The sequence below is a fragment of the Streptomonospora alba genome (assembly GCF_000826685.1).
Classification (GTDB): domain Bacteria; phylum Actinomycetota; class Actinomycetes; order Streptosporangiales; family Streptosporangiaceae; genus Streptomonospora; species Streptomonospora alba.
This window is the reverse complement of sequence record NZ_JROO01000026.1, coordinates 104069-123771: the sequence shown is the minus strand read 5'-3', so window position 1 is coordinate 123771 and position 19703 is coordinate 104069. Positions and strand designations below refer to the sequence as shown.

The following is a 19703-nucleotide window of genomic DNA, read 5'->3' as shown; positions in this document are numbered from 1 at the left end:
CGCGCCGCACTCGTCGACTCCGCAGACCGACTGTACGACTGAGGCTTTCCGCAAGGTCGCCGTCGGGACCGATGCTCCCCCCTGCCCGAACGGCGACCGCCAGCGGTCGGCGGCGTGCTCCTTCAGGCGCCGCCGACCGCCGGTCCCCGAACCGGCTGCGGGCGCCGCCCCATCGGGTGGCCGCGCCCGACCGTCCACGCCCTCCCGGCGGGCCCGCACCCTCAGGGTGCGACGGCGCCGCCGGCGATGAGGGCCGCAGCCCTCAGGTGCCCGACCGCTCGGCTGTGTCGGGCGGACCCGCGGACCGCTCATGGCCCTGCTCCGCGCCGCTGTGCACCGCGTGAGCGTCGCCGCCCGATTCGGGCTCGCCGGGCGGATGCCCGTCCTCGGGGGGTTCGTGCAGCATGCCGCGCTCGGTGCGGGCGATGATGCGGGTACCGGTCAGGTCCCCGGTGACGTTGCACATGGTGCGCACCATGTCCAGGACCGCGTCGATACCGGCCACCAGCGCCACCGGCGCGAACGGCAGCCCCGCCTGGGTCACCGCCAGCGACAGCATGATCAGCCCGGCGCCGGGCACCCCTGCTGTGCCGATGGACGCCAGCACACCCACCAGCACGACCATCAGCAGCTGCCCCACGGTCAGCTCCACCCCGGCGACGTTGGCGACGAACACCGTGGCCGCGCCCACGTAGATCGCGGTGCCGTCCATGTTGACGGTGGCGCCCAGCGGCAGGGTGAACCCGTAGACGCCCTCGTCCACGCCCATGCGGCGGGCGGCGCGGGTGGAGACCGGCAGCGTGCCGCTGCTGGAGCGGGTGGCGAAGGCCGTCACCATCGGCTCGCGGGCCGCGGCGAAGAACCGCCGCAGACCGACCCGGAACAGCGCCAGCACCGCGACGTAGACGCCGATCTGCACGGCCACACCGCCATAGACCACACCGGTGAGCTTGGCCAGCGGCACCAGCGCATCCACCCCGGTCTCGGCCATGACCACCGCGATGAGCGCGAACACCCCTACCGGGGCGTACTGCAGCACGCCGCGCACGATCACGAACACCAGTTCCACGCCGCCGTCCACCCCGCGGCGCAGCAGTTCGCCCAGGCTCGAAATACGCGCGTCGGCGCTGGAGCGCATGAACGCCAGGGCGATGCCCGCGGCGATCGCGGCGAACATCACCGCCAGCACGTTGCCCTCGGCCAGGGCGGCGAAGGGGTTCTCGGGAACGATCTCCAGCAGGGTCTGGGTCACCGGCGGCGCCTGCTCGGGCGACTGGTCGGTCTGGCCGGGCGCCTGCAGGCCGGTGCCCGGCGAGACGGCCAGCGCCGCCAGCAGCCCCACGGTGATCGCCACAGCCGAGGTGGCCAGGTAGAACACGAGCACCTTCAGCCCGATGCCGCCCAGGCGGGCCGGGCTGACCGAGGAGACCCCGGCGATGAGGGTGACCACCACCAGGGGCATGACCAGCATCTGCAGCAGCCGCAGGAACACGTCGCCCAGCGGTTGCAGGGCGGTGGCGGGCTCGCCGACGACCAGGCCCACCACCGCGCCGGCCACCAGCGCGATCGCGAGCTTGTAGATCAGCGGGAAGTCGAGATAGCGCCGCCACAGGGATCGCCTCGGCGGGCTGGAAGGTTCGTCGGCCATTGCGCCATCCTTTGCACTCTCACGACGCGGCGGCGGGGGTGTGCCGCCTCGCAGGGGTGACTTCCCACAGGCGCCCCCGGCGCCACCGCTTGCGCTCGTATCGCAACCGATGCTTTACCTCCGGTAGCGGCGACCGGTCCGCGACGTCTCCGGTTCAGCCGCGGCGGCCGCGGTAGGAGCGCATCTTGCGGCGGGCGCCGCAGATGTCCATGCTGCACCAGCTGCCGGAGTTGGCGGGGGAGCGGTCGTAGAAGACCCACCGGCATTCGGGGGCGGCGCAGACCTTCAGCCGGTCGCACCGGCCGCCGATCTCGGCGGCCGCCAGCACCGCCAGCACCGCGGCGATCGGCCCGTCGGCGCCCGCGGCGGCGCCGCGGTCCAGATGCGGGACCCGGTCCGGGGCCGTCCAGCGCGGCGGGCCCAGCACGGCTTGGGACTCGGCGTTCAAACACGCGCGGGACGCCTCGGCGCGGCGCCCTTCCAGGTGGTCGCGCAGCGCCTCGCGCACCTCGCGCAGCCGCGCAGCGGCAGCCTCGTCGAGCCCGACCGCACCGAAGCCCTGTTCCGCCGTCCAGGCGCCGGCACCGCGGGCATCGGCCAGCGCGTCGGTGCCGTGCAGGAACGCGGCGGTGTTGCAGAACGATTCGACCAGGGCCAGCTCGCCCGGTGCGGGCGGACGCGTGTACACCACATGCCGACGTTACCGCCTTGAATCGAATACTGGTAACGTTACCGGCATATTCGCAAAGCCGGTAACGAGAGGGCGGGGCCATGGACGACGCCACCACCGCACACACCGACACCTTCCAGGCCCCCAACGGCCGCATCGCCTACAGCCGCATCGGCCAGGGCCCCGCCGTCGTCCTGCTGCACGGCACCCCCTTCTCCTCAGCCGTCTGGCGCGACATCGCCGCCGCCCTGGCCCCCACCCACACCGTCTACCTGTGGGACATGCCCGGCTACGGCCGATCCCAGATGCACCCCGACCAAGACGTCAGCCTGGCCGCCCAGCAACGCGCCTTCACCCTCCTGCTGCAGCACTGGCGACTCCAGGACCCCGCCGTGATCGCCCACGACTTCGGCGGCGCCGTCGCGCTGCGCTCGGCCCTGCTGGACGGCGCCGCCTACAGCCGCCTGGCCCTGATCGACGCCGTGAGCCTGCGCCCCTGGGGCAGCGACCTGTTCCGCCTCGTCGCCGCCAACCCCGAGGTCTTCACCGCCCTGCCCGCAGCCATGCACCGCGCGCTGGTCGAGGCCTACATCGCCTCCGCCGCCCACCGCCCCCTGCGCCCGGACCAACGCACCGAACTCGCCCAGCCCTGGCTCGGCGCGAGCGGCCAAGCCGCCTTCTACCGACAGATCGCCCAAGCCGACCAGCGCCACACCGCCGAGATCGAAGACGACCTGCACCGCCTGGACATGCCCGCGACCGTCATCTGGGGCGAAGAGGACACCTGGCTGGATTCCTCCACCGGCCACCGCCTGGCCGAGGCCATCGGCCACGCCCGCCTGCACACCGTGCCCGGAGCCGGCCACTTGATCCAGCACGACGCCCCCGCCCAGCTCACCGGCCTGCTCACCGACTTCCTCCACCGCACCTGAACCGCCCCAGGCGCATACCGCCAGCGGGGGGAGAGGCCCCGACCGAAAACCCGATGCGCCCCGCAGCGCCCGCGGCGAAGATGGGCGCTCATGGACGCCAACTCACCCTTGCGACCGGTCGCACTGGTCACCGGCGCCGGGCGCACCACCAACATCGCCGCGGCCACCGCCCGCACCCTGGCCACCCGCGGCTTCGACGTCGCCTTCACCTACTACCGCGCCTACGAAACCCGTATGCCCTGGGGCACAGAAGAAGGCGCCGCCCGCGCCCTGCACACCGCCATCACCTCCCACGGCGCCCGCGCGCTAGGGGTGGAAGCCGACCTGGCCGACCCCGACGCCCCCGCCCGCCTGCTCGACACCGTGGGCCGGCGGCTCGGCCCCGTCACCGCCCTGGTCCTGGCCCACTGCGAATCCGTGGACTCCGGCCTGCTGGACACCACCCTCGACAGCTTCGACCGCCACTTCGCCGTCAACACCCGCGCCGCCTGGCTGCTCATCCGCGAATACGCCCTGCAGTTTCCCGGCCCCCACGGCAGCGGCCGCATCATCGCCCTGACCAGCGACCACACCGCCCACAACCTGCCCTACGGCGCCAGCAAAGGCGCGCTGGACCGCATCACCCTGGCCGCGGCCACCGAACTGGGGGAGCGGGGCATCAGCGCCAACGCCCTCAACCCCGGCCCCGTCGACACCGGATGGATGAGCCCCGACCTGGCTCGGCGCCTGGCCGACGCCACCCCGCTGAAACGGCTGGGCACACCCCAGGACTGCGCCGAACTGATCGCTTTCCTGTGCTCGCCCCAGGGCGGCTGGGTCAACGGCCAACTCATCGCCAGCAACGGCGGCCTGAGCTAGAAGGCGCCAGCGCCACGCGCCCCGCCTGCGGCCCACCTGGCAGGATGGAGTCCATGTCCGTGCGCGAACTGCTCGTGCTGGGAACCTCCAGCGCCGTGCCCACCCCGCGCCGCAACCACAACGGCTACTTCCTGCGCTTCGACACCCACGGCATCCTCGTCGACCCCGGCGAAGGCACCCAGCTGCAGATGCGCCGCGCCGGCGTCACCGCCCACGACCTCACCCGCATCCTGATCACCCACTTCCACGGCGACCACTGCCTGGGCCTGCCCGGCGTCATCCAGCGCATCTCCCGCGACGGCGCCCATTACTGGCACCGCCTGCGAGGCGCCACCGCCTTCGACGACACCGCCGAGGTCCGCGAACAACCACTCACCGGCGCCGTCGCCGACCTCGACGGCGACACCGGCATCACCGTCCAGGCCCGCGCCTTGAACCACCGCATCACCTGCTACGGCTACCGCATCGCCGAACCCGACGGCTGGACCCTGCACCCCCGCGCCCTGGCCCGCCACGCCATCAGCGGCCCGGCCGCAGGCGAACTCAAACGCCGCGGAGAAGTCACCACCCCCGCCGGCGAGCGCGTCGCCCTGCACCAGTGCGCCACCCGGCGCCGCGGCCAGGTGGTGGCCTTCGTCCTGGACACCGCCCCGTGCGCGGCCGCCGAAGAACTGGCCCGCGACGCCGACCTGCTGGTCATCGAGGCCACCTACCTGCAGGCCCACGGCGACCTGGCCGCGGCCTACGGCCACCTCACCGCCGCCCAGGCCGGGGCGATCGCCGCCCGCGCAGGCGTCCACAACCTGGTGCTGACCCACTTCTCCGAGCGCTACGACGCCGAGGACGAGCCCCGCTTCGCCGCCGAGGCCGCCTCGGCGTTCGACGGCCCCGTCACCGTGGCCGCCGACCTGCAACGCCTCGCGCTGCCCAAGCGCCGCCGCTGAGGCGCGCTCATTCCCACTCGCCCCACACCCCGGCCGGCCGGGCCGGGGGAAGGGAACGGCGCAGCCGCGCGCGCAAGGCCCGCTGGGCCAGCGGCCCCAGCTCCTCCACCACCGCCGCGGCCTGACCCAGCTGCTCCAACGAGCGCAGCGCCCGCTCGGCGCCGTCGGCATCGGCGCCCCCGTACAGCTCCACCCCGACGAACCCGGCCGCCATCGCCCGCGCCAGCCCGCCCACATCCACCAGCCCGCCCAGCGGGCCGGTATCCAGCACCCGGTGCAGCACCTGCTCGATCTCGGCGGCCCACAGCTCCAGCCCGGCCGCGGTCGCCTCGCCCAGGCGCGGGTGGCCCTGGGCCGCGGCCAGCAGCTGGGCCAGCAGGGCCACGTGCCCGGCGGCGCGCTCCTCGGCGTGCACACTGCGGCCCAGCTCCACCAACTCGTCCACGCTGGCCACGGCGGCGAACCGGTCGCGGTAGCGGGCCACTCGCCGGCGGGCGCCGTAACGGCAGGCCTCGGCCAGCAGATCCTCCACACTGTCGAAACGCGACAAGACCAGTGCCTGGTCGACCCCGGCCGCCGCGGCGATGGAGGGCACCGAGGCCCCGGCGATGCCCTCGACGGCCAGAATCCGCAACGCCGCGGCCAACAGCCGGGTGCGGGTCCCCTCACTCATGGCAGGGACTATACGCGCCGCTGCCACACCCGCTCACAGCCCGTTGGCCGCCAGCCACACCGGATCCGGCTCCACCAGCTGCAGCACCTCCACGACCACCCCCTCGGGCCCGCGCACCTGCAAGCGCCGCTGCCCCCACGGCTCGGTCACCACCTCCAGCGCGAAATCCACCCCCTCCTCACGCAGCCGCTCGGCCTCGGAATCGACGTCGGCGACCGCAAACGCCACCATCGCCCCCGACACGCCCCGGCCCCGCACCCCCTCGGGCCAGGACTCGCTGTCGCTCGCCATGAAGTCCAGGCTCACCCCGGCGAGATCGGGCGAGGTCGTGTTGACGTACCAGCCCAGATCGATATCGACGGCGAAGCCGAAGTGCTCGGCGAACCACCGCGCGCACCCGGCCGGATCCCGCACCGACAGCGCGAACCCGACCATGTTCTTGGTCTGCATACAGCCTCCCTCTCGAACAACTACAAAGATAGTACTATGGACACGGCACTATAGACATAGTTGTTTTCAACGGGAGCCACCCCATGGCCAGAACCAACCAGACCCGCCGCCGCGCCCTCCTCGACGCCGCCATCGACGTCCTCGCCGACCACGGCGCCCGCGGACTCACCTTCCGCGCCGTCGACACCGCCGCCGCCGTGCCCGCCGGCACCGCCTCCAACTACTTCCCCGACCGCGACACCCTGCTCACCCAAGCCGGCGCCCACGTCCACGTCCGCCTGGCCCCCACCCCCCAGCGCATGAGCCGACTCGCCACCCCCGCCCCCACCCGCCAAGCCGTGCGCGCCGCCATGCACGACCTCTTCGACCGCGTCAGCCGCGACCCCGCCGGCTACCTCGCCCTCCTGGAACTGCGCCTGGAAGGCACCCGCCGCCCCCACGTCCGCGCCGCCCTCACCTCGGCCATCAGCGCCAACATCACCGACAGCATCGCCTTCCACGTCGACGGCGGCTACCCCGGCGGCCGCCGCACCGCCCTCGCCCTCTACCTGGCCATGAGCGGCCTCATCGTCGAACACCTCACCCTGCCCGACACCACCTGGCACCAGGCCGGACCGGAGAACACCATCGACGACCTGGTCGACGCCATCGTCCCCGACCCCCACGGATGACCCGCCACCCGCACGAAACGCCCCCGGAACCCGGCACCGAATGACGCCGCGTACAAGATCACCGACACAGCGGCACCCCCGCACCCTGCACAAACACCGACCGCCGCAGATGCTTGACTAGGCGCCATGAGCACCGCGCCCTACACCACCAGCACCGCATTCCTCGAAGCCCTCACCGAAGCCGGCGTCGACTACGTCTTCGCCAACCTCGGCAGCGACCACCCCGGCATCGTCGAGGCCTACGCCCACGCCCGCGCCAACGGCGACGCCCACCGCTTCCCCCGCATGATCATCTGCCCACACGAAAGCGTCGCCTTCTCCGCCGCCCAGGGCTACGCCCAAACCACCGGACGCCCCCAAGCCGTCATCGTCCACGTCGAATGCGGCACCCAGAACATCGGCGGCATGATCCACAACGCCGCCAAAGGCCGCACCCCCGTCCTCGTCTTCGCCGGCGCCTCGCCCTCCACCCAGTACGGCGAACACACCGGCAGCCGCAACGAATTCATCCAGTGGATCCAAGACGTCCACGACCAGCGCGGCATCGTCCGCGGCTACACCAAGTACGACAACGAGATCCGCACCGGCACCAACGTCAAACAACTCGTCCACCGCGCCCTGCAGATCGCCACCAGCGAACCCGCCGGGCCCGCCTACCTCGTCGGCGCCCGCGAAGTCATGGAGCAGACCCTCGACCCCGCCGAGGCCAACGACCCCCGCTACCACCTCCACCACACACCCCCCATCGCCCCCGCCGCACTCGACCCCCACACCACCGACACCATCGCCCGCGCCCTCGCCCAGGCCGACAACCCCCTCATCGTCACCTCCTACCTCGGCCGCGACCCCCACGCCGTGGACCGGCTCCAGCGCCTGGCCGAACACCTGGCCGTCCCCGTCCTCGAGTCGGTACCGATGCGCCTCAACTTCCCCGCCGACCACCCCCTGCACGCCGGCTACCAGTGGAACACCCAGCACCCCACGCCCGTCCTGGCCCAGGCCGACGCCATCCTGGCCATCGACACCGACGTCCCCTGGATCCCCCTGAGCAACCCGCCCCGCCCCGGCGCCCGCATCTTCGTCGTCGACACCGACCCCCTCAAAGAGCAGATGCCGCTGTGGCACGTGCCCGCCGAGACCTTCGCCCGCGCCCAGGCCCGCACCGCCCTCGAACAGCTCGCCACCCACATCGAGAACACGGGCCTGGCCGACCGGCACGCCACCGCCCAGCGCCGCACCCGCCTGCAGGCCGAACACGACCGGCGCCGCCGCGACGCCGCCCAACGCGAGCAGCCCCGCCCCGACGCCATCACGCCCCAGTCGGTGGTCGCCCAGCTGCGCGAACTGCTGACCCGCCTCGATGAGGACACCATCGTGCTCACCGAGGCCATCTCCAACTACCAGACCGTCAACGAGCATCTGGGCGCCACCCGCCCCGGCAGCCTCATCGGCTCCGGCGGCGGCTCCCTGGGCTGGCACGCCGGCGCGGCCATCGGGACCAAGCTCGCCCACCCCGACACCCTCGTCGTCAGCCTCGTCGGCGACGGCTCCTACCTGTTCGGCGTGCCCTCCTCCGCCTACTGGGTCGCCCGCCGCTACGACACCCCCACCCTCACCGTCGTCTTCGACAACCGCGGTTGGAAATCCCCCAAACTCTCCACCCTGGGCGTCCACCCCGACGGCGCCGCCGCGACCAACGACGACTTCAACACCGGCTTCGAGCCCGAAGCCGACCTGCCCGGCATCGCCGCGGCCGCCGGCGGGGCCTGGGGCCGCACCGTCGATGACCCCGAGCACCTCGCCGACACCCTCGAAGAAGCCGTCGAGGCCGTGCGCGCCGGCCGATCGGCCGTGGTCAGCGTCCACGTGCCCGAGGTCTGAGCCGCGCCGAGTCGACCCCGCCCCGACCGGGCGCAGACACCGCTCCGCAGCGGAGCGGCGGGGGAGATCCGGTGATCCCACGCGGTCGGCCGCCGGCTCGCACCGCCTGCAGCACGTTTGCAATGCATCACGAAGCAATACAGAAATGCAGGGGAGGGGAACCCCGGAGCGGCCCCGGACCCGGCTCCTGGCGCCGCAGAGCCGGGCGCCGTGCCCGCCTGGACCTGCCGCGCCCGGACCGGGAACGGCAGGGCGGCGGCGAAGACGAGAAGACGAGCCGCAGCCCGCTCGGCGGCGCATCACGCGGGGGAGGGAGCAGGCGCAGCCGCTGTGCGCGGCGACGCGGGGGAGCGGAACGCTTTACTGCGGCCCTGGACACGTCTTGCGGGATCGCCCGCGGCTGCGGAAAAGGCGTAAGGCGTCGGTCAGAGGCGGGGTCAGGGGCGGCGGCCCAGGTAGGCGGCCAGCCTGGTGTAGGCGTCGGCGTCCTCGGGGGCCTCGACGACCGGTCCGAAGGGGCCCTGCCCGCTGCGCGCCTCGGGCGGCGCGAACCGCGGGAAGGCTTCGAGAGCCCGCACGGCGAGGTCCGGGTCGAGCGCGGCGCGCCGGCCGGTGGCGTGGGCGAGGTCCCAGGAGTGGACGGTGAACTCGTGGGTGTAGGCGTCCAGGGCGGCGCGGCCGGGCAGTGTGGCCCACGGCAGCGCGACCTCGCGGTCCAGCACCGCCTCGTTCCATACGCGCTCGGTTTCGCCGCGGGCGAGGGCGAACGCGTCGGCCCAGCCGTCGTCGGCGATGCCGTGGATCACGTCGCCGACATCGCCTGTGGCTTCTCCGGCTCCGATTCGGGTGAGCTTGTGCAGCACGGCGACCATGTGGCCGATCAGGGCGCGGACGTCGTAGTCGGCGCAGGGGGTTGCAAGCGTCCAGCTCGTCGGGGGATACCGCAGCGATCTGGAGCTGGGCCTGGTCCAGGGCCTGGGCGAAGACCGCTCGCGGGTCGTGGGCCGGTGGTGGGGTCATGCCGGCGAGCCTAGGAGCAGGCACCGACAGAGTGCCCGGCGTCGAGCGGACCGGGGCCCGGGCGAATGTGCCGTGCTGCGGCGGCCGCCCGAGCGCGTCCTGGCGGATTCTTCCCGTCGGCAGGAGGGCGGCCGGAGCGTTTACTTGACATAATGTGCATTATCGGCGCAATTGGTGCAGCAGCGAGAAGGGGCACATGCAGGGATTTCGCCCGCCTTCGGCGCAGCGGTGTCGCGTGCGGGGCTCGGCCGCGCGCCGGCCGGGCCCCGCAGGTGAGCTCCGGCACCCCGGAGTGCGTGCGCCTGCGACGGAGGCCGCCCGACAGCCGGCGGCTTTCCGATCTGATGCGGATCGCCCGCCACGGCGCGGCGCCTGATCCGACGTACGGGCCCTAAGGCGGCCCGCCTGCGCCGCAGCGAACAGCCCTCGGGGCGAACCGCCCCCTGTGCCTGCCTGCCGCAGCACCGCAGCGGCCGAGGTCCGTGGACGCGCGCGGCGCGCGGGTGCCGGGCGCGCGTCCACCTCGATCCCCCATACGCCCGATATGGGTAAGTTTCATGCATAAAATGCGTTATGCATCATTTGCCGGTATCTGTGGGGCGGCCCGGTCGCCGACATCGGCGGACCGCCCCACATCCGTTCCGCACCCGCGAGCACACCACCGCCGACCACACGCGGTGACCGGCAGGCGGTGCCCGGGGGCACAGCCGCCCCACCGCGACCCCGGCCCCCGACTCTGCGCCTCCCCCGGACACGCCCGGTGCTCTCGACGCCCACTCCCCCCTCTGCGTTGTCCCCGAACGGCCACCACCCCGGTATCGGCCACAACCGGTCACGACACGCCCAAACACCTGCATTCGGTTCCCGCTGCGGCGATCCTCGGAGGGTGTCCAACAGCACCAGCACCTCCCCCCACGGCGACGCCCGAGACGTCCCCGCCGCGCCGGAGGCCTCGACCTCGGCCCCCCGTACCGAGCACCCGCCCGCCCCCACCGCCGCAGCGGCGCCCGCGGGCCCGCAGCGAAAGCGCCTCGTCGGCATCGACACCGCCCGCGGACTGGCGGTGCTGGGCATGTTCGTCATCCACGTCGGCCTCGGCTGGAGCCTGGGCAGCGACGGCACCAACCCCCTGACCGACCTCGTCTCCGGCCGCGCCGCCGCCCTGTTCGCGCTGCTGGCCGGCGTCTCCATCGCCCTGATATCGGGCGGCTCCACCCCTGCCACCGGCCACGCCAAAGGGGTCGCGCTGTGGCGGGTGGTCATCCGCGGGGCGATCATGCTGCCGGTCGGCGTGGGTTTGACCATGCTGGACACCCCCGTCTCGGTGATCCTGGCCTACTACGCCGTCTTCTTCGTCCTGGCGGTGCCGCTGATCGACGAGCGCTGGAAGGTCGTCGCGGGCGCCGCCGCCGTCCTGGCCGCGGCCGGTCCCCTCGCCTCCTTCTGGCTGCGCTCGCTGATCGCCGACGAGGGCCCGCTCAGCGGCCCCGTCGCGGCGTTCGACGCCTACGACCCGCTGGTGGCGCTGTCGGGCAGCGGCGTGATCGACCTGCTGGCCACCGGCTCCTACCCCGCGCTGACCTGGCTGCCCTACGTCCTGGCCGGGCTGGCCCTGGGCCGCCTGGATCTGGCCTCGCTGCGGGTACGCGCCGGGCTCGTGGGCACCGGCGCCGCCCTGGCCGCCCTGGGCTACGGGCTGTCGTGGACGGCCATGAACGCCATGGGCGGACGCGAACGCCTGGAGGCCACCTACACCGCCTCCGCCCTGGCCGACCACGGCGGCTACACCAGCACAGACCAGGCCATGGCCCACGGATTCAACGGAACCGTGCCGGTCAACGACTGGGTCTGGCTGCTGACCGCGCTGCCCCACAGCGGCACCCCGCTGGAGATCCTCGGCGCCGGCGGTGTGGCCATCGCGGTGCTGGGCCTGTGCCTGCTGGCCGAACGCGCCCTGCGGTGGATCGCCTACCCCGTCGCGGCCGTGGGCGCGCTGGCGCTGACCGTCTACGTCGGCCACGTCCTGCTCATCTGGGTGGCCGAGAACGACCTGTGGCGCCGCACCCCGCTGCAGTGGGCCACCGACAACCTCGCGCTGACGGTGCTGGCGGCCTCCCTGGTCGGCGCCACGGCCTGGCGGCTGACCGTGGGGCGCGGGCCGCTGGAATGGCCCCTGCACGCCGTCTCCTCCTGGGCCGCCAAGCGCATCCCCTGACGGCGATCAGCCCGGCACTCCCCCGCGCCCGCCGGCCGGCCGGCGGGCGCTAGGCGGGCCCCGTCCCGCGCAGACCCACCCCGGCACCGGCGTCGTGGGCCTCGGCCGCCTCCAGCACCGCCGCCAGCAGACCGGGGAACCGCGCGTCGAGGTCCGCACGGCGCAGCACGACGAAGCAGCGGGTGCCCTCCTGGCGGGTACGGGTCACGCCGGCGTCGCGCAGCACACGCAGATGGTGGCTGAGGGTGGACTTCGCCACGGGCGCCGCCAGCTGCCCCCAGCCGCGCTCGCGCCCGTCGGCCAGCAGCCGCGCCAGCCCCAGACGCACCGGGTCGCCCAGTGCCGAGAGGACCTCCTCCAGCGCCACGTCCTCGGTCGCGGGGTGATGGGCCTGCTTCATCCTTCCATGCTAACTTGTTCGATGTTCGTCAAACATCGAATGAAGGTTGTCATGACCCCCACACCCGAACCCCTCACCGACCGCGTCGCCCTGGTCACCGGCGCCTCCTCCGGCATCGGCCGCGCCGCCGCAACCGCCCTGGCCCGCGCCGGAGCCCACGTCATCGCCCTGGCCCGCACCCCCCACGCCCTCGACGACACCGCACGCACCCACCACCGCATCACCGCCCACCCCGCCGACCTGCGCGACCCCCGCACCCCCGCCGAAGCCGTCGACGCCGCCCTGACCGCGCACCAGCGCATCGACGTCGTCGTCAACAACGCCGGCGCCACCGCCATGATGCCCCTCGCCCACACCCGCGCCGACGCCGTCGAGGACCTCTTCGCCCTCAACGTCACAGCCCCCAGCCTGCTCGCCGCCGCCGCACACGCCCCCCTCGCAGAAACCGGCGGCACCATCGTCAACATCTCCTCCACCTACGGCCACCGCCCCCTGCCCGGCGCCGCCCACTACGCCGCCTCCAAAGCCGCCCTCGAATCCCTCACCCGCAGCTGGGCCCTCGAACTCGCCCCCCACGGCATCCGCGTCAACGCCCTGGCACCCGGCCCCACCCGCAGCAACGCCCTCACCGCCGCCGGACTGGACCCCGACACCGTCGCCCGCGTCCAACACGACGAAGCCGCACGCATCCCCCTGGGCCGCCGCGGAGAACCCGACGAGGTCGCCGCCTGGATCACCCACCTCGCCGACCCCGCCGCCACCTGGCTCACCGGACAGGTCATCACCATCGACGGCGGCCTCGAACTCACCTGAAACAACCACAAAGCGGAAACAGCCCTACGTCACCGGCGGAACACCAGAAGACGCCCCGCCGCGCCACCAGCGAGCACCCCACCGCGAAACCCCCGCGACACCCCACCACCCCACGTGTGCAGGCCCACGCCATCGGCAATCCTTACCACCATGGACAGCGCCCGACCCGCAACCCGCCCCACCGCCACCATGACCGTCACCGACGCCATCACCGAATACCTCACCGCCCGCCAACCCCAAAAACCCTCGCCCCACACCCTCGCCGCCTACCGCCGCGACCTGAACACCCTCCTGGACCACCTCGCCCGCGCCGAACGCTGCCACCCCCACCAGCTCCACATCAGCGACCTCACCCCACCCCTGCTCCGCCACGCCTTCGCCGAATTCGCCACCGACCGCGCCCCCACCAGCGTCACCCGCGCCTGGTCCACCTGGAACGGCTTCTTCGGCTTCCTCGTCTCCACCAACCTCACCGACGGCAACCCCATGCCCGCCGTCCCCCGACCCCGCCCCAAACCCCACCAACCCAAGCCCCTCATCGGCGAAGACACACCCGAACAACTCCTCGCCGCCCTCGCCGCCGGATGCCGCCGCGCCCGCGACCCCTGGCCCCAACGCGACTTCGCCGTCCTCGCCCTCGCCCTCCTCACCGGACTGCGCTCCGCCGAAATGCTCGACCTCACCGTCGACTCCCTCGGCGGCCGCCCCGGCGAACGCCGCATCCGCGTCCACGGCAAGGGCAACACCACCCGCTCCCTGCCCATCGAACCCCCGCTCGAGGCCCTCATCGACGACTACCTCCGCAGCCGTACCACCCGCTTCGACCACACCCCCACCGGCAACGACGCCCTCCTCGTCGACAACCGCAACCGCGCCCTACGCCGCGGCGGCCTCCAATACCTCGTCCGCCAGTGCTACAAACACGCCGGCATCCACGACCGCGTCGCCCGCGGCACCCTCGTCCACGCCCTACGCCACACCTTCGCCACCCGCCTCGCCGAAGACGGCGCCTCCGTCACCGAGATCATGCACCTCCTCGGCCACGCCGCCATCACCTCATCGCAGACCTACATCGACACCACCGCCGCCGCCCAACGCGACGCCGCACGCTCCAACCGCACCTACAGCACCCTGCGCGACCTCACACAAACCCCCTCCACACCCACCTGACCGCGCCCCGCCGACCGATTGACTACGCTTACCGACGTGTCCACGACGATCACCACCGTCAACGTCAACGGCCTGCGCGCAGCAGCCCGCAAAGGACTCCTGGACTGGCTCGACACCACCGACGCCGACATCATCTGCCTCCAGGAAACCCGCGCACGCCCCGAGCAGCTGCCCACCGCCCTCACCCACCACCCCCGCTACCACCTGCTGCTCGCCCCCGCAGACCAACCCGGACGATCCGGCGTGGCCATCTACACGCGCACCCCGCCCACCAGCCACCGCATCGGCTTCCACACACCCGAATTCGACACCGCCGGCCGCTACATCGAAGCCGACATCGGCGACCTCACCGTCGCCAGCCTCTACCTGCCCTCCGGCGACGTCGGCACCTCCCGCCAAGACGCCAAACACCGCTTCATGGACGCCTTCCTGCCCTACCTCACCCAGCGCGCCCACGACACCACCGCACACGGCCGCCACCTCCTCCTCTGCGGCGACCTCAACATCGCCCACCACACCGCCGACCTCAAGAACTGGCGCAACAACCGCAACCACTCCGGCTTCCTCGACCACGAACGCGCCTGGCTCACCCGCCTCATCGACCACACCCGCACCACCGACGTCCTCCGCCACCTCCACCCCGACCAGAACGGCCCCTACACCTGGTGGTCCTACCGCGGACGCGCCTTCGACAACGACACCGGCTGGCGCATCGACTACCACCTCGCCACCACCGACCTCGCCAAAAACGCCGAACACGCACGCGTCGAACGCGCCCCCACCCACGACACCCGCTGGTCCGACCACGCACCCGTCACCGTCACCTACGCCCTATGACCACCCACCACCCGAAGGGCCGCCCATGAGCCTGCCGATCGTCCTGGTCCACGGCCTCCGCTTCTCCAGCAGCATGTGGCGGCCCCAACTCGACCGACTCACCGACCTCGGCCGCGACACCATCGCCTGCGACCTGCCCGGACACGGCAGCCGCCGCGGCGAAGACTTCACCCTCGACGGCGCCGTCCAAACCGTCACCGACGCCATCGACACCCTCGGCGGCCGCGCCCTGGTCGTGGGACTCAGCCTCGGCGGCTTCGTCGCCATCGCCACCGCCGCCGCCCACCCCCACAAAACCGCCGGACTCGTCGCCGCCGGATGCACCGCCCGCCCCGTCCAGACCCTCGCGCAGGTCTACCGAATCCCCACCGCCCTACTCGACCGCCTCCCCGACAAAGGCCACGCCGTCAACGAACGCTTCCACCGCCTCACCCTCGGAGACGGCGCCAAAGCCGCCCTCGACGGCGGCCTGGCCATGGAAGCCGCCCGCGCCGTCATCGACGAGGTCGCCGACATGGACGTCCTCAGCGCCCTCGGCGCCTACCCCGGCCCCGTCTGGCTCATCAACGGCTCCCGCGACCACTTCCGCATCCACGAGAAGCGGTTCTTCGACGCCTGCGCCGACGCCCGCCTGCTCAACGTCCCCCGCGCCGGCCACCTCGTCAGCCTCGACCAGCCCGACAACTTCACCCGCATCGTCATCGACGCCGCCGACGTCGCCTCCCTGCGCCGCCCCAGCAACCCGCCCCGACGCCCCACCACCCCCATGCTCGACGACCACTCCCGCCAAGACCCCGCACCCTGAGCCCGCAGGCCCTCCCCCGAGCCCCGGCGTGCGCGGGCCCACACCCCAGACCACACCCCCACACCGGCACCGGCCGCCTAGACTCGCCAGCGTGATGATCAGTGCACAGGCGCTCCTGTTCGACATGGACGGCACCCTCGTCGACTCCGGCCCCGCCATCCAGCAATGCTGGGACCAATGGGTCGACGAATACGGAATCGACCGCGCCCGCTTCGACCAGGTGATCGGCCACGGAATCCCCGCCCGGCAAATCGCCGCCCAACTCCTGCCCGCCGAAGCCGTCGCCGAGGCCACCGACCGCCTCGAACAACTCGAAATCGACCGCGCACCCGACCTGCGCGTCCTGCCCGGCACCCGCGAACTCCTCGCCAGCCTGCCCGACGACGCCTGGGCCGTCGTCACCTCCTGCACCCGCCCCCTGGCCGAAGCGCGCGTCAAGGCCGTCGGCATCGACCCGCCCCTGCTCATCACCGCCGACGACGTCACCACCGGCAAACCCGACCCCGAGCCCTACCTCACCGCCGCCCGCCGCATGGGCGCCGACCCCGCCCACTGCGTGGTCTTCGAAGACGCCGCCGCCGGCCTCATATCGGCCCGCGCCGCCGGAACCCGCGCCGTGGCCGTCACCACCACCGGCACCGCCCAGGAGCTGCAGGCCCACGCAGACACGGTCGTCGCCGACCTCAGCTACGTGGAATGCGCCCCCGCCCTGGAGCCGCCCGTCGAGGTGCACGTCCACACCTGAGGCCGCTCCGGCGGGTCCGCCGGAGCCGGCGGGGCGGAGCTGTCAGGCCCCGCCCGGTCCGGCCGATGCCGCCTTCGTCGATCCCGGCCGCGGCCGCCGCATCAAGGTGCGTCGTCGCTCGCGCCTGAAGCCTCCTCTTGGAGGAGAGCGTTCAAACGCTTCAGTACACACAGCTGTGCGGGGTTGTACAACTGCACCATTGCCTCGGCCATCGTGTATTCGGCGTGCTTCGCACCACGCGGCGCGTCGGCCGCCGGGGCTTTCGACCACGGATGCCGCTCGCGCGCTCTGCGGACGACGGGCAACATGCGCGCAGCGAGACGGTCGATCGCGGCATCGTCCGCGTCCGGAGGGAGAGCCTCGAACTCCTCATCCGTATCGTCAGGTTCGCTGAGAAGTTCGCGGAACTCCTGGACGGACTTCTCGCTGAGAACGGTCGAGTAGACCATCAGCAGAGATCGCTGGCGATCAGAGAGGTTACGGGCGACCGGAGCGAACGAAGGTGGGACGTAGGCCGGTGCGCGGTGGCGCAGGATGACAGCCAACTCCGCCCGAACCCGGCTGATCCGGGCGACTGTCGCTTCCAGTTCCCTGTCCAGCACGCGGATCGCCTCGTCCGGGTCTTCGCCGGCGTGACCCATCGACGCCACCTCCGACAGCGGGACTCCCAGATCGCTCAACCGCTTGATCTGTAGCAGGCGGACCAAGTGTGAGACCTCGTACTGCTTGTATCCGTTCGCTGTTCGCTCCGGAACATCCAGCAGCCCGATCTTGTGGTAGTACCGAACGGCCTTCACCGTCGTCTCGGCGAGTTCGGCAACCTGCTGAGTACTCCACGCCACGCGATGCCTCCACTTCCGCCGCGACTGCCGGCAGCGCTACACCCCACGCATATCCGCAGCCAACACTCTGCCCCAGGGGCCGAGTCAAGCGGCACCCCTGCTTCCTCGCCGTCTCCACGGCGACGGCCGTTGCAAGGCGACCTGCCGAGAATCCGCTACGCGCCGGCGATGCGCAGGTCGATGCTCTGTCAACTCCTCCTCGCCCGAGCCGGATTGCATGTGTCCGTACCCGGCGTGGCGCGATCAGACGATTGACTCTGCCCCAGGGGCAGCCTCTCGAATGAGGACCGGTGCCGGTCGTGGCCGGTTCGCGACCGAGCAGGCTCGGTGGGCCCTCAGCCGCGACGAGCCTGCGGCGGTTCCGACTCGGCGTCGGCCACTGATCTTCGCGAAACGACACGGAGCCCGAAGTGATCAACGATCGGAAGCAGCGCGAAGCCGCGAAACGGATCAAGAGCGGGAACGGTCGTCCACTGAAGCACTTCCGCTGGTGGCAGCCGCTCTCCCGCGCTCTGTTCTACCTCCCCGCGACCGACAGCGACGGACGCCACGTGGTCTACGCCGTCGACGTCCCGTATTGGCAACAGGTCGTGACGGAGGACGGCAAGGGCAAGGCCCACCTCTACCTCGACGGCAGACATCACTCCGAATCCAAGCTTCCAGCGGTCTTCCCCGTTCCGGGAGGAGCGGTCGAGGTGGAATCGACGGCCTTCGGGCTCAAGCGCTGCCACTACGTCACCGCCGAAGGCGACATGCGCCGGCTCATCCCGGACGAACGCTCGGCCGAGGGGCGTCGCGCTCGCCTCGACCGCGAGCACCCGGCGTTGAGCCGCTGGATCGGAGTCCTATCGCTGATCCTGCTGGTCGTTCCGATCATTCTCGTCGTCCCGCAGATCATCGAGGGGGTCTCGCATGTGCCCCCGATAGGTCAGCGCTTCGGTACCTTCACCTCGCCCATCGACCTGCCACCTTGGCTCAACATCGCCCTCGGGTTCTGCGCCTCGACATCCAGCGTGGAGCGGGCGACGCGCCTGCGCTGGAACGCGCTGCTGGACGGCGGCAGCTGACCGGCCGCCACGCACGGCGTCGCATCCGTACGCGGGCGCCGATACCGACGCGCTCCACCACACCGTCACCACCCAAGCGGCTAACCAGACATCTCGAACACGGAGCCAGCGCATGCGAAACCTTCGCAAGCCCTTCCAGATCATCCGCGCGAACCTCCGCGCCTACCTCGTGATGAACGCGATCGCCTACGGCGTGTTCCTCATCGGCGTGGGGGCGGCACTGGTCTTCCCCGCACTGAACGCCACGCAGGTCGGCTCCCAGCAGCAGGACGGGACAGCGGACCTGGTGGGAACGCTGTTCGAGAACCCCTGGCTGTTCAGCCTGACCATCTTCGCGGTCAACGTGCTCACCGTCGCTGCCCTGAGGATCCTGCTGCCCTCGATGATCGTGCCCTTCGCCGGTATCGCCGTCTTCGCCTACAAGGCATACGAAACCGGCGTGATCCTCGCCCCGGTCGACGCGACCGTGGCGAAGCTCATGATCCCGCACTCGCTGACGCTCGTCATCGAGTTCCAGGCCTACGCCCTGCTCATGCTCGGCGCCTACCTCATCGGGTACGCCTGGCTGCACCCCGCGGCGGTCGACGCTCCCAACCGCCGTCAGGGATACCTCCGCGGCCTACAGCAGGCCGGCTGGTTGAGCCTGCCCGCGCTGGCGTTGTTCGTCATCGGCGCGATCTATGAGGCCTTCTCGCTCATCTACCTCGTTCCCCCACTGCTTGCAGGTTGATCACAACGCGCCGGCAGAGCGCGGGGACCGGCACTCCAGCCGCACTACGCGGGCGAGACCCGAGGTCAGCCATATCCGCCCGATTCTCCGCCAGTGCTCCCCGGCCGTCGACGCCCCACCGGACGCCGCCCCGACGCGGGACCATGCCGCCTCGCGCCCTATCGAGACCGCGTGAACGCCGCAAAACCGATTTCCGGCGCGGTGGATAATTCACCGCGACGGTGAAATGCGGTACACATTTCCGGTTTCGGGGAACACGTCCGAGCGCGCGTGCCCGAAGCTCGTGATCCGCACCGGAATTCTCCACTGCCCCGCCTACCGATACGTGACCA

20 protein-coding genes are annotated in these 19703 nt (G+C 71.9%); 13 read left to right on the top strand and 7 right to left on the bottom strand.

Annotation, left to right across the window (positions count from 1 at the left end; genetic code table 11):
• Positions 1 to 262: 262 nt before the first annotated feature.
• Both LP52_RS13615 and LP52_RS13610 read right to left on the bottom strand, forming a co-directional pair.
• Positions 263 to 1648 carry a dicarboxylate/amino acid:cation symporter gene (locus LP52_RS13615; protein ID WP_040273815.1) on the bottom strand — a complete coding sequence of 462 codons (1386 nt, stop codon included), beginning with the start codon at positions 1646 to 1648 and terminating at the stop codon, positions 263 to 265.
• A gap of 154 nt (positions 1649 to 1802) precedes the next feature.
• Complete coding sequence (locus LP52_RS13610) at positions 1803 to 2339, bottom strand: CGNR zinc finger domain-containing protein (RefSeq protein ID WP_040273813.1); 537 nt, start codon at positions 2337 to 2339, stop codon at positions 1803 to 1805.
• Positions 2340 to 2419: 80 nt separating this feature from the next.
• Between LP52_RS13610 and LP52_RS13605 the strand changes: the two genes are divergently transcribed.
• The 3 genes from LP52_RS13605 to LP52_RS13595 all read left to right on the top strand — a co-directional run bounded on the left by LP52_RS13605 (position 2420) and on the right by LP52_RS13595 (position 5052).
• A complete protein-coding gene (locus LP52_RS13605) occupies positions 2420 to 3250 on the top strand; it encodes an alpha/beta fold hydrolase (RefSeq protein ID WP_040273812.1) in 831 nt (276 codons plus the stop codon).
• Between the two features lie 90 nt (positions 3251 to 3340).
• Positions 3341 to 4108, top strand: a complete 768-nt coding sequence (locus LP52_RS13600; RefSeq protein ID WP_040273810.1) for an SDR family oxidoreductase — start codon at positions 3341 to 3343, stop codon at positions 4106 to 4108.
• A 53-nt stretch (positions 4109 to 4161) separates the two neighbouring features.
• The gene (locus tag LP52_RS13595; protein ID WP_040273808.1) at positions 4162 to 5052 is read left to right on the top strand and encodes a ribonuclease Z; all 891 of its coding nucleotides are present in this window, start codon (positions 4162 to 4164) and stop codon (positions 5050 to 5052) included.
• Between the two features lie 7 nt (positions 5053 to 5059).
• Here LP52_RS13595 and LP52_RS13590 read toward each other — a convergent pair whose 3' ends face one another.
• Together LP52_RS13590 and LP52_RS13585 are read right to left on the bottom strand one after the other, a co-directional pair.
• Positions 5060 to 5725 (bottom strand): TetR/AcrR family transcriptional regulator, encoded by a 666-nt coding sequence (locus tag LP52_RS13590; protein ID WP_040273807.1) that lies wholly within the window; start codon positions 5723 to 5725, stop codon positions 5060 to 5062.
• 33 nt (positions 5726 to 5758) lie between these two features.
• Complete coding sequence (locus tag LP52_RS13585) at positions 5759 to 6175, bottom strand: VOC family protein (RefSeq protein ID WP_040273805.1); 417 nt, start codon at positions 6173 to 6175, stop codon at positions 5759 to 5761.
• A gap of 83 nt (positions 6176 to 6258) precedes the next feature.
• Here LP52_RS13585 and LP52_RS13580 point away from each other — a divergent pair, with 83 nt between their 5' ends.
• Positions 6259 to 6846, top strand: coding sequence for a TetR/AcrR family transcriptional regulator (locus LP52_RS13580; RefSeq protein ID WP_040273803.1), 588 nt, complete (start codon positions 6259 to 6261; stop codon positions 6844 to 6846).
• A 126-nt stretch (positions 6847 to 6972) separates the two neighbouring features.
• Entirely contained in the window at positions 6973 to 8727 is a 1755-nt protein-coding gene (locus LP52_RS13575; protein WP_040273801.1) for a thiamine pyrophosphate-requiring protein, read from the top strand.
• Between the two features lie 437 nt (positions 8728 to 9164).
• On the opposite strand, the gene LP52_RS13570 is transcribed toward LP52_RS13575, so the two are convergent.
• Positions 9165 to 9674 carry a TIGR03086 family metal-binding protein gene (locus LP52_RS13570; protein WP_202966109.1) on the bottom strand — a complete coding sequence of 170 codons (510 nt, stop codon included), beginning with the start codon at positions 9672 to 9674 and terminating at the stop codon, positions 9165 to 9167.
• Between the two features lie 959 nt (positions 9675 to 10633).
• On the opposite strand from LP52_RS13570, the gene LP52_RS13560 reads away from it, so the two are divergent.
• Complete coding sequence (locus tag LP52_RS13560; RefSeq protein ID WP_052809807.1) at positions 10634 to 11962, top strand: heparan-alpha-glucosaminide N-acetyltransferase domain-containing protein; 1329 nt, start codon at positions 10634 to 10636, stop codon at positions 11960 to 11962.
• A 49-nt stretch (positions 11963 to 12011) separates the two neighbouring features.
• Here LP52_RS13560 and LP52_RS13555 read toward each other — a convergent pair whose 3' ends face one another.
• Complete coding sequence (locus tag LP52_RS13555) at positions 12012 to 12362, bottom strand: ArsR/SmtB family transcription factor (RefSeq protein ID WP_040273798.1); 351 nt, start codon at positions 12360 to 12362, stop codon at positions 12012 to 12014.
• 51 nt (positions 12363 to 12413) lie between these two features.
• On the opposite strand from LP52_RS13555, the gene LP52_RS13550 reads away from it, so the two are divergent.
• From LP52_RS13550 to LP52_RS13525, 5 genes are all read left to right on the top strand, one after another.
• Positions 12414 to 13175, top strand: a complete 762-nt coding sequence (locus LP52_RS13550; protein WP_040273796.1) for an SDR family NAD(P)-dependent oxidoreductase — start codon at positions 12414 to 12416, stop codon at positions 13173 to 13175.
• Positions 13176 to 13325: 150 nt separating this feature from the next.
• Positions 13326 to 14345: a tyrosine-type recombinase/integrase gene (locus LP52_RS13540; RefSeq protein ID WP_238580911.1), complete on the top strand. Its 1020-nt coding sequence runs from the start codon at positions 13326 to 13328 to the stop codon at positions 14343 to 14345.
• Between the two features lie 36 nt (positions 14346 to 14381).
• Positions 14382 to 15182 carry an exodeoxyribonuclease III gene (locus LP52_RS13535; protein WP_202966105.1) on the top strand — a complete coding sequence of 267 codons (801 nt, stop codon included), beginning with the start codon at positions 14382 to 14384 and terminating at the stop codon, positions 15180 to 15182.
• A gap of 25 nt (positions 15183 to 15207) precedes the next feature.
• A complete protein-coding gene (locus LP52_RS13530) occupies positions 15208 to 15987 on the top strand; it encodes an alpha/beta fold hydrolase (RefSeq protein ID WP_084723167.1) in 780 nt (259 codons plus the stop codon).
• 94 nt (positions 15988 to 16081) lie between these two features.
• The gene (locus LP52_RS13525) at positions 16082 to 16732 is read left to right on the top strand and encodes an HAD-IA family hydrolase (RefSeq protein WP_202966104.1); all 651 of its coding nucleotides are present in this window, start codon (positions 16082 to 16084) and stop codon (positions 16730 to 16732) included.
• Between the two features lie 101 nt (positions 16733 to 16833).
• On the opposite strand, the gene LP52_RS13520 is transcribed toward LP52_RS13525, so the two are convergent.
• A complete protein-coding gene (locus LP52_RS13520) occupies positions 16834 to 17574 on the bottom strand; it encodes a MerR family transcriptional regulator (protein ID WP_040273789.1) in 741 nt (246 codons plus the stop codon).
• Between the two features lie 410 nt (positions 17575 to 17984).
• Here LP52_RS13520 and LP52_RS13515 point away from each other — a divergent pair, with 410 nt between their 5' ends.
• Together LP52_RS13515 and LP52_RS13510 are read left to right on the top strand one after the other, a co-directional pair.
• Positions 17985 to 18641, top strand: a complete 657-nt coding sequence (locus LP52_RS13515; protein ID WP_040273787.1) for a hypothetical protein — start codon at positions 17985 to 17987, stop codon at positions 18639 to 18641.
• Positions 18642 to 18753: 112 nt separating this feature from the next.
• Positions 18754 to 19371: a hypothetical protein gene (locus LP52_RS13510; RefSeq protein ID WP_040273786.1), complete on the top strand. Its 618-nt coding sequence runs from the start codon at positions 18754 to 18756 to the stop codon at positions 19369 to 19371.
• Positions 19372 to 19703 lie beyond the last annotated feature (332 nt).

What these genes read in the sequence shown, in the direction of transcription:
- LP52_RS13555 (WP_040273798.1), bottom strand. Translation starts at nt 12,362, where the DNA reads ATGAAGCAGGCCCATCACCCCGCGACCGAGGACGTGGCGCTGGAGGAG.
- LP52_RS13575 (WP_040273801.1), top strand. Translation starts at nt 6,973, where the DNA reads ATGAGCACCGCGCCCTACACCACCAGCACCGCATTCCTCGAAGCCCTC.
- LP52_RS13585 (WP_040273805.1), bottom strand. Translation starts at nt 6,175, where the DNA reads ATGCAGACCAAGAACATGGTCGGGTTCGCGCTGTCGGTGCGGGATCCG.
- LP52_RS13550 (WP_040273796.1), top strand. Translation starts at nt 12,414, where the DNA reads ATGACCCCCACACCCGAACCCCTCACCGACCGCGTCGCCCTGGTCACC.
- LP52_RS13530 (WP_084723167.1), top strand. Translation starts at nt 15,208, where the DNA reads ATGAGCCTGCCGATCGTCCTGGTCCACGGCCTCCGCTTCTCCAGCAGC.
- LP52_RS13525 (WP_202966104.1), top strand. Translation starts at nt 16,082, where the DNA reads ATGATCAGTGCACAGGCGCTCCTGTTCGACATGGACGGCACCCTCGTC.
- LP52_RS13615 (WP_040273815.1), bottom strand. Translation starts at nt 1,648, where the DNA reads ATGGCCGACGAACCTTCCAGCCCGCCGAGGCGATCCCTGTGGCGGCGC.
- LP52_RS13605 (WP_040273812.1), top strand. Translation starts at nt 2,420, where the DNA reads ATGGACGACGCCACCACCGCACACACCGACACCTTCCAGGCCCCCAAC.
- LP52_RS13540 (WP_238580911.1), top strand. Translation starts at nt 13,326, where the DNA reads ATGGACAGCGCCCGACCCGCAACCCGCCCCACCGCCACCATGACCGTC.
- LP52_RS13510 (WP_040273786.1), top strand. Translation starts at nt 18,754, where the DNA reads ATGCGAAACCTTCGCAAGCCCTTCCAGATCATCCGCGCGAACCTCCGC.
- LP52_RS13580 (WP_040273803.1), top strand. Translation starts at nt 6,259, where the DNA reads ATGGCCAGAACCAACCAGACCCGCCGCCGCGCCCTCCTCGACGCCGCC.
- LP52_RS13595 (WP_040273808.1), top strand. Translation starts at nt 4,162, where the DNA reads ATGTCCGTGCGCGAACTGCTCGTGCTGGGAACCTCCAGCGCCGTGCCC.
- LP52_RS13600 (WP_040273810.1), top strand. Translation starts at nt 3,341, where the DNA reads ATGGACGCCAACTCACCCTTGCGACCGGTCGCACTGGTCACCGGCGCC.
- LP52_RS13590 (WP_040273807.1), bottom strand. Translation starts at nt 5,725, where the DNA reads ATGAGTGAGGGGACCCGCACCCGGCTGTTGGCCGCGGCGTTGCGGATT.